This window comes from Vibrio sp. Vb1574, assembly GCF_033338675.1.
In genome coordinates, this window is the sequence record NZ_JAWOTC010000068.1 from 1 (window position 1) to 8625 (window position 8625).

Sequence of the window (8625 nt, forward strand, 5' to 3'; positions counted from 1 at the left end):
CGCGACGCAACCGGTTACGATATCACTAAAGAATTCTCTGCTAGCATCGGTTACTTCTGGAAAGCAAGCCACCAACAGGTGTACCGTGAACTCAACAAAATGGCTGAGAAAGAACTGGTTACTTGCGTATTAGAACCCCAAGAAGGCAAACCAGACCGCAAGGTTTACTCCATTACAGACGCTGGTCGCAGCGCTTTAGGAGAGTGGTTTGATCAACCAACTGCACACCCAACAGTTCGTGATGAGTTTTCAGCGAAATTGATGGCATGTGCCGTTCAACCTGCAGCTCCATTCCGTGACCAACTCGCCGAGCTAGTTGAAGAGTCTCGCAAACTGGTTTCTCACTACAAAGAAATTGAAGCGGCTTACTACGCAACGCCGTCAACTTTAGATAAACAAGCTCGCCTAGAACGTCTAACGCTTCGCCGTAACCTTCTGTTACGTGAAACTTGGATCACTTGGGCAGAAGAAGTTCTAACTGAACTTGAAGTGATTGGTTAAACTCCTTTTGCTTTGATAAAATGAAAAAGGCTTGCCACTTGGCAAGCCTTTTATCCTTTTGAAACCAGATTTACGCACCGACTACTGCGCGAGGACGAACACCCAACGTATGGCATAACGCGTAAGTCATCTCTGCACGGTTTAGTGTGTAGAAGTGAAAGTCCTTAACCCCTTCACGACTCAGTACACGCACCATATCAATAGCTTGGCTAGCTCCTACAAGCTGGCGAGTCACCGGATCATCATCCAAGCCATCGAATTGTTTGCTCATCCATCCTGGTACTTTCACATTGTTCTGTGCCGCAAAGCGAGACGCTTGCTTAAAGTTCGATACAGGCAAAATTCCTGGCACAATTTCTACGTCAATTCCTGCTGCGACACAACGGTCACGGAATCGCAGGTAAGACTCAACGTCAAAAAAGAACTGAGTAATAGCACGGTTTGCACCTGCATCTACCTTACGTTTTAGGTTCAATAAGTCAGACTGTGCGCTTTTAGCTTCAGGGTGAACCTCAGGGAATGCAGCAACGGAGATATCGAAATCGTGGCGTGATTTCAGCAGCTCAACCAAATCCGAGGCATACATATCAGGCGCACCGCCACCTGGAGGAATATCACCACGCAGAGCGACGATATTTTCAATACCATTGTTCCAATAGTCATCGGCAATATTAATCAGCTCTTCACGAGTCGCATCAATACAAGTGAGATGGGGAGCGGCAACCAATCCGGTTGTTGCTTTAATTTCTTTAATGATGGAGTGTGTTCTGTCACGCTCGCCGGAGTTCGCACCGTAAGTCACAGAAACAAATTTAGGTTGAAGCGTTTTAAGACGGTGCACTGAATTCCAAAGTGTTTCTTCCATCTTAGCGCTGCTTGGCGGAAAAAACTCAAACGATACATTGATGTTATCTGATAACTCAGCAATATTCTGGTTCAAGGCGTCGATATGGCCTGCGTGCGTATATCCCATCTTACTCTCCCTGCGGCACTCCGCCACGAAAACAAATCCTTAAAATCGACGTTTAGACGTCTATATGTCTACAGAATGTATTGAATACGATTTAATGTCAACCTTGTAATTATGAATTTTTCTCAAGTTAATAATGAAGATAGTTCAAGTTTCTACTTGAGCATCATCTCACCATTTTGCACGGGTTATGACTTCAGTATGGCACTGATAGGGGAATAAAAAACCCTGGATTAATTCCAGGGTTTTTAGGTCAATCGCAACTTTAAAATAAACCAGCCAATCGGTTGAGGTCGGATTGAATAGCGCCGGCTGTCACTTCTCTGCCTGCGCCTGGTCCTCGAATGACCAGAGGGTTATCTTTGTACCACTTGCTCTCTATGGCAAAAATGTTATCGCATGGCAATAAGTTGGCGAGCGCGTGCTCACGAGATAACGCTTCGACTCCCACCGTTGCTTTACCATTTTTTTCTAAACGCGCCACATAGCGAAGCACTTGATCGTTTCTCTGTGCTTTTGTCAGACGCTCTTGAAGTATTTCACTCAACAACGCTCCATTATCGAAGAAATCATCTAAGCTCAGTTCTCTTAATTCTTCTGGCACCAAAGACTCAACTTTAACGCTGTCTGGTTCTATATCTAGGCCCGACTCTCGAGCCAAGATGACTAACTTGCGCATTACATCAGAGCCATCTAAATCAGAACGAGGATCAGGTTCGGTTAAACCTTGCTGCCAAGCAAGATCGACTAAATCATTAAATGGCACAGAACCATCAAACTGTTGGAACAGCCATGATAGCGTCCCCGAGAAAATACCCGATAGAGCGACGATTTCATCCCCACTTTCACGAAGATCTCGCACGGTATGGTTTATCGGTAACCCAGCACCAACCGTTGCGTTGTATAGCCAATGACGACCAATTTTAGCGAATGCATCTTGAACCTGATGGTAGTACTGGCTATCTGCGGAACCGGCCACTTTGTTAGCGGAAATCAAATGAATGCCTTGCTGTGCGATTTCTACGTAGCGCTGAGCTAACTCTTTACTCGCGGTAACATCAAGCACGACGGCTTCATCATAGCTTTTAAGCGCTCCCAAACGTGCCAGCCAATCCCCATTGTTTGCTATGCTTTCATCATCAAATCGTTCAGCAACACTCGCCGCCTCAATACCTTGCTCATCGAACCAATAGGTTTGGCTATCCACAACCGCGACAAGATCAAAGCTCATACCATGACGTTTTTCGAGCTCACTTTTTTGCGTAGCAAATAAATTTAGCCAACTAGAACCAATATTACCCTTGCCACATAAAGCCACTGCCACGCGTTTTTGCGCTTGGAACAACTGGCTATGAATCGTTTGAACCAACGCCTCGGTATCAGTACGGCGCAAAACAGCGACTAGGCTCAGCCCTGAGTCTGTTTCAGAGATAAATTCTACCGGAGAGTGCTTTAGCTTCTGATAAAAGCCAAAGCAATGATTGGCGTTTTTCGTAACGCCTGCACCTACCGCAGCTAAGAGCGAGTAACCTTCTTTTAGCTTAATTTCTGCCTCTACCGCAAGCTCTTGCAAGTGTTTCAATGCACCACCGGCGATTTCTGCGGTGTAAGCCAAGCGTAGCGTGTGCTGATCGGATTGAGCTTCAAATGCCAGTGGCTCTAATTGCGCGCGCTGCAACGCTTGTAATACATCACTCTGTGTTTTTTCGAAGTCGTGCCCATGCATGAAAGACAACTGCACCAATAAAACATCATCCAGTGAAGTAATAATTTTAGCGCCACGACCAGATGCCAATACACGCTCAATACGAGTAGAACCCGACTCTGGCAGATAGCTACACTTGAGATTAAGGTCCATGGTACTTTGCGCCACAGGCTGAAGCGTACGACTGTGTAGCACTGGGGCAGCTAAGCGAGCAAGTTCACTGGCTTCATCCAATCGAAGTAACGGTAATAAACAAGCGTCAGACACCAAACGTGGATCGGCACTATAAACACCAGCAACATCACTCCAAATCGTGACAGTACTGACTTCAGCAAGCGCGCCTATGACCGTTGCAGAATAGTCAGAGCCATTACGACCAAGTAGAATGGTTTCTCCTGCCTCGTTCTGAGCCATAAAGCCAGTAATTACCACACGTTTATGGTTATGCTGCGCGAGGATCTCTTTAATTAAAGGGTATGAACGAGCGCGATCAACCTCTGGTTGAGTTCCCGCTTCTGCACGTAAAAACGCTCGTGCATCTTGTGCAACCGCAGGGATAGAACGTTGAGATAATAACGCGGCCAATAGGCGAGCAGACCATACTTCTCCGTGTCCCAGTACCGCAGCTTTTTGCGCATTAGTGAGTGGTGCAGTCAGCTCCGAGAGAGTACTGAACTCATCATGTAATAAAGCTAACAGCTCTTCTTTTGCTTCACTCTCCAACAAGCTTTCTATTAGCTCAGTTTGGAACTGTCTCAAGCTTTGAAGCGCTTCATGCGCAATTCGGCCATCTTTATTTAACCCTTCCAAAAACTCAATCAAGCGATTAGTGGTTTTTCCTGCAGCAGAGACGACCACAAGATCATTTTCTGTCGAATACTCTTTGAGAATACCCACAACGCGTAAGTAGCATTCTGGGTTTGCTAAGCTACTGCCACCAAACTTATGCAGCTGACGTTGTACAGTCATTGTTATCGTCTCCTATTACTGGGTAGCTTTAGCGAACGCTTGTTCTAAATCTGTGATGAGGTCTTGTGCATCTTCCAAACCGACAGACAAACGCAATAGTTGATGAGAGACCCCAGCCTCCGCCAGTGCCTCCTCACCCATTGCACGGTGAGTCATGGATGCCGGGTGGCAAATCAAACTTTCTACACCACCTAATGATTCAGCTAATGAAAACAGTTGGAGCTCTTTCACAAACACCTTTAGCTGCTCAAACGAACCAGCAAACTCAAAACTCAACATAGAGCCAAAGCCCGTTTGCTGCTTTTTAGCAATGTCGTGACCTGGATGTTCCGGCAGGCTTGGATGATAGATAGTTTTAACTAACGCTTGTTTCTGTAGGTAAGCCAGTACCTGCTGTGAGCTCTCTTCATGTACTTTCATACGAGCACCAAGCGTACGAATACCTCGCAGTGTCATGTAACTATCGAAAGGTGTGCCCGTTGCACCAATACAATTGCCCCACCATGCAAGCTCTTCTGCATGCGCTTCTGTGTTGGTGATGATTACCCCACCAATTACGTCCGAATGACCGTTGATGTACTTTGTTGTGGAGTGGATAACAAAATCCGCACCTAGCTCTAAAGGTTTTTGGTACACGGGTGTCAAAAAGGTATTGTCCACCGCAACTAACGCGCCGACTTGTTTCGCTTTTTCACAAGTAGCTGCAATATCCACTACGCGAACCAGAGGGTTTGACGGAGTTTCTAGCAAAATGAGTTTTGGTTTTTGTGCCAATGCAGCATCTAAAGCCTGTTCGTCTGATTGATCGACAAACTGAACCTTAAAATCGCCTTTGTTAGCTCGGGTATTAAAAAGACGATAGGTACCACCATAACAATCGTGAGGAGCAATAATGAGATCATCTGGGCCGAGAAAAGCGGAAACCCATAAATTTAATGCCGACGTACCGCAGTTAGTAACAACCGCTCCTTTTCCAGACTCAAGTTCAGATAGCGCACTTTCCAACAGTCCGCGGTTTGGATTACCAGATCGTGTGTAATCATACTTGGGCACTTCACCAAAAGCAGGAAAACCATAGTTAGTGGAAAGATAAATAGGTGGAACGACAGCATGATATTGGCTGTCTGATTCAATACCAGTGCGTACTGCAATGGTCGCAGGTTTGCGAGTGCTCATGGGTGTATCCTTTCACGGGTAATGACTTCTAAATAGGAATGCGCTATATCTAATGAGTAACATAAAGTGATCAACACGCTTCCTTTGCTGTTATGTTCACTTTACTCGTCAAAAAATGAGACGTCAACACTTCTAGACGTCTATATGTCTTTGCTTATGGCGGTAAATGCAGCTAAAATCAGAACCTAAATTATTTTTAACCGATTACATAAATGAAGGTGTGCAATGGCTGACTGGAATGGCGAATACATTAGCCCATATGCAGAGCACGGCAAAAAAAGCGAACAAGTAAAAAAAATTACCGTCTCTATCCCGCTAAAAGTTTTAAAGGTGCTAACTGATGAGCGTACTCGCCGTCAGATCAATAACTTACGCCATGCAACCAATAGCGAACTGCTATGCGAGGCATTTTTGCACGCGTACACAGGTCAGCCACTTCCGACAGATGAAGACCTTCGTAAAGACCGTCCTGATGATATTCCAACAGAAGTAAAAGCGCTGATGACGGAAATGGGCATCGAATTTGAGTCATTCGACGAAGAATAAAAAAGCCTGATAAGAGGTTTCAGGTAATAACTCTTGCCTCGAGCCAAATGAATGACATAAAAAATGGGACGCAATAGCGTCCCATTTTTTATGTATCACATCTGAAAGATATATTACTCTGCCATGTAGTTTTCAGGCATCTCGATACGAGCTACACCTGAATTAACCGCCGCCTGAGCAACCGCTTTTGCAACACGTGGTAGCAAACGTGAATCCATTGGTTTTGGAATAATATAGTCCGCACCAAACTCTAGCTTATCAACACCTGCAGCCTTCAATACGGCTTCAGGTACAGGCTCTTTTGCTAGCTCACGAATCGCCTCAACGGCTGCAAGTTTCATTTCATCATTGATTTCACTTGCACGCACATCAAGAGCACCGCGGAAAATGAATGGGAAACACAATACGTTGTTAACTTGGTTAGGATAATCACTACGGCCAGTACCCATGATCAAGTCATCACGAACTGCGTGAGCAAGTTCCGGCTTGATTTCAGGATCCGGGTTAGAACATGCGAATACGATTGGCTTATCTGCCATCAACTTCAACGCTTCCGCTGGCAATAGGTTTGGACCAGATACACCTAGGAACAGATCTGCACCTTCAATCACGTCTTCTAGTGTGCGCTTATCTGTATTGTTCGCAAATAGCTGCTTATATTCATTAAGATCATCACGACGAGTGTGAATCACACCTTTGCGATCTAGCATGTAGATTTTTTCGCGCATTGCGCCGCATTTGATCAGAAGCTCCATACACGCTACAGCGGCAGCGCCAGCGCCAAGACAAACAATTGTTGAATCTTCAAGTTTCTTACCTTGAAGTTCGATTGCATTCAGCATACCCGCTGCCGTTACAATAGCAGTACCATGTTGATCATCGTGGAATACTGGTACATCACAACGTTCAATCAGACGCTTTTCAATCTCAAAACAGTCTGGTGCTTTAATATCTTCAAGGTTGATACCGCCAAAAGTGTCTGCAATGCTCGCAACAGTATCAACAAATTCATCGATCGTGCGGTGCTTAACTTCAATATCAATAGAGTCAAGACCTGCAAAACGCTTAAACAGTAACGCTTTACCTTCCATCACTGGCTTAGATGCAAGTGGACCTAGGTTACCTAGACCTAGAATAGCGGTACCGTTAGAAATAACAGCAACCATGTTCCCTTTTGCAGTGTACTTGTACACGTTATCCGGGTTTTGTGCGATTTCACGCACTGGCTCTGCAACACCAGGGCTGTAAGCAAGGGCAAGGTCACCCGCCGTTTCCGCAGGCTTTGTCAGTTCGACAGCAATCTTTCCTGGAGTTGGATAAGCATGGTAATCCAATGCTTTTTGGCGATGTTCTTCTTCTGGAGTGGCTGCTTGGTGGTTGTCTTCAGACATGGACGTTTCTCTTTTTTATTTTTAGGTAAGGGGGCATAAATTCTATCGGATAGAAATCAAACTTCATAGGCAAGATTGCGAGCAATATCCTTAAAAAGCCGATAATAAAAGAGATTAGACCAGATAACGGGGTTAAGCACCCGATTTTCGAGTCAGGTGCTCTTTCTTCTTACTATTATTGGAGTATGCAAACTCAGAAAGTATCGTTACTCTTCGTCCACGTATTGCGCTTGGAGATAATTCTCAATACCAGACATTTCAATCAAGCCAAGTTGCGTCTCTAGCCAATCAACATGTTCTTCTTCATCTTCAAGAATATCTTGGAAGAGATCTCGAGACACATAATCTCGAATGTCTTCAGCGTAGGCAATCGCATCTTTTAAATCTGGAATAGCCGCCATTTCAAGCTTTAAGTCACACTCGAGCATTTCCTTGGTATCTTCACCAATCATCAACTTACCTAAATCTTGTAGGTTCGGTAAGCCTTCAAGGAACAAAATACGCTCAATTAGATGATCGGCATGCTTCATCTCATCGATAGATTCGTGATATTCCTTGTCTGCTAGGTGCTTTAAGCCCCAGTCTTTATACATTCGGGCATGAAGAAAATACTGATTAATAGCGACGAGCTCGTTACCGAGCACTTTATTGAGATGTTGAATGATGATTGGATCGCCTTTCATGACAAAACCCTCCTCTTTGGCTTCATTTAAATGTAGAAGCAAATGAGAAGGTGTCAAAATGTAAGGCAAATAATTACTGCATACTTACAGCAATTAGCTGGCTTGTTTAAATTCCGTGTAACTAGTTTCCGCTAAAATTTCCTTGGCCTGTCTGATGCACTTACCACATTGGCTGCCCAATGCCGTGCACTTTTTGATTCCTTTAATATCTGTTACGCCTTCATCTATCGCCAACTTCCTGATTTTTTTGTCGGAGACACCATGGCAAAGACAAACGTACATACTCAAAAAACCTATAAAACTAATCTGTGACAAACAATATAAACAAGAATAGTTCTTGTTACCAGTCGCATTATGGTGTCCGCTCAGAATATTTGGTTATAACGATTTTACCGCTGCAGGAAAAGATCAAAGGGTTAAGAGGGGTGAGTAAAAGCGTTAAGAAATAAAGTCGGTAAAACTCTGTTTTTAAATCGAAAAAGTGACGTCTTTTATTTCAACACTTATAACTAAATGTAATCTAGAAATGAAAAAGGGAAGCCTAAGCTTCCCTTTTCGATGCGCTTTCTTCAAAAAGAAGAACAGTGCAAGATTTCGTTTAATTCGTTATGAATTAGTCGAAGATCTTAGCAACAACACCAGCACCTACTGTACGGCCACCTTCACGGATCGCGAAACGTAGAC

Annotated in this window: 8 protein-coding genes and 1 pseudogene; 2 read left to right on the forward strand and 7 right to left on the reverse strand. The window is 44.4% G+C overall.

Going from position 1 to position 8625, the window contains the following annotated elements; translation table 11 throughout:
• Nucleotides 1–501, forward strand: a 501-nt coding sequence (locus tag R7O12_RS23100; protein WP_318125214.1) for a PadR family transcriptional regulator, incomplete at its 5' end; no start/stop codon positions are given.
• A gap of 70 nt (nucleotides 502–571) precedes the next feature.
• On the opposite strand, the gene metF is transcribed toward R7O12_RS23100, so the two are convergent.
• The 3 genes from metF to R7O12_RS23115 all read right to left on the reverse strand — a co-directional run bounded on the left by metF (nucleotide 572) and on the right by R7O12_RS23115 (nucleotide 5321).
• On the reverse strand, nucleotides 572–1474 hold the full coding sequence (gene metF, locus R7O12_RS23105; RefSeq protein ID WP_005381345.1) for a methylenetetrahydrofolate reductase: 903 nt from the start codon (nucleotides 1472–1474) through the stop codon (nucleotides 572–574).
• Nucleotides 1475–1736: 262 nt separating this feature from the next.
• Nucleotides 1737–4145, reverse strand: coding sequence for a bifunctional aspartate kinase/homoserine dehydrogenase II (locus R7O12_RS23110; protein ID WP_017633523.1), 2409 nt, complete (start codon nucleotides 4143–4145; stop codon nucleotides 1737–1739).
• A gap of 15 nt (nucleotides 4146–4160) precedes the next feature.
• Nucleotides 4161–5321 carry an O-succinylhomoserine (thiol)-lyase gene (locus tag R7O12_RS23115; RefSeq protein ID WP_005381350.1) on the reverse strand — a complete coding sequence of 387 codons (1161 nt, stop codon included), beginning with the start codon at nucleotides 5319–5321 and terminating at the stop codon, nucleotides 4161–4163.
• A gap of 225 nt (nucleotides 5322–5546) precedes the next feature.
• On the opposite strand from R7O12_RS23115, the gene metJ reads away from it, so the two are divergent.
• On the forward strand, nucleotides 5547–5867 hold the full coding sequence (gene metJ / locus R7O12_RS23120; protein WP_005381353.1) for a met regulon transcriptional regulator MetJ: 321 nt from the start codon (nucleotides 5547–5549) through the stop codon (nucleotides 5865–5867).
• A gap of 113 nt (nucleotides 5868–5980) precedes the next feature.
• Here the strand turns inward: metJ and R7O12_RS23125 are convergent, their stop codons facing one another.
• From R7O12_RS23125 to R7O12_RS23140, 4 genes and pseudogenes are all read right to left on the reverse strand, one after another.
• The gene (locus tag R7O12_RS23125) at nucleotides 5981–7258 is read right to left on the reverse strand and encodes a malic enzyme-like NAD(P)-binding protein (protein WP_005381358.1); all 1278 of its coding nucleotides are present in this window, start codon (nucleotides 7256–7258) and stop codon (nucleotides 5981–5983) included.
• A gap of 206 nt (nucleotides 7259–7464) precedes the next feature.
• A complete protein-coding gene (gene bfr / locus R7O12_RS23130; protein WP_005381359.1) occupies nucleotides 7465–7941 on the reverse strand; it encodes a bacterioferritin in 477 nt (158 codons plus the stop codon).
• Between the two features lie 93 nt (nucleotides 7942–8034).
• The gene (locus R7O12_RS23135) at nucleotides 8035–8223 is read right to left on the reverse strand and encodes a (2Fe-2S)-binding protein (protein ID WP_005381360.1); all 189 of its coding nucleotides are present in this window, start codon (nucleotides 8221–8223) and stop codon (nucleotides 8035–8037) included.
• A gap of 331 nt (nucleotides 8224–8554) precedes the next feature.
• Nucleotides 8555–8625 (reverse strand): annotated as a pseudogene (locus R7O12_RS23140) (elongation factor Tu); the annotation flags it as partial.

Coding starts and splice junctions, on each gene's coding strand:
- metF (WP_005381345.1), bottom strand. CDS start 1,474: ATGGGATATACGCACGCAGGCCATATCGACGCCTTGAACCAGAATATT.
- R7O12_RS23110 (WP_017633523.1), bottom strand. CDS start 4,145: ATGACTGTACAACGTCAGCTGCATAAGTTTGGTGGCAGTAGCTTAGCA.
- R7O12_RS23115 (WP_005381350.1), bottom strand. CDS start 5,321: ATGAGCACTCGCAAACCTGCGACCATTGCAGTACGCACTGGTATTGAA.
- metJ (WP_005381353.1), top strand. CDS start 5,547: ATGGCTGACTGGAATGGCGAATACATTAGCCCATATGCAGAGCACGGC.
- R7O12_RS23125 (WP_005381358.1), bottom strand. CDS start 7,258: ATGTCTGAAGACAACCACCAAGCAGCCACTCCAGAAGAAGAACATCGC.
- bfr (WP_005381359.1), bottom strand. CDS start 7,941: ATGAAAGGCGATCCAATCATCATTCAACATCTCAATAAAGTGCTCGGT.
- R7O12_RS23135 (WP_005381360.1), bottom strand. CDS start 8,223: ATGTACGTTTGTCTTTGCCATGGTGTCTCCGACAAAAAAATCAGGAAG.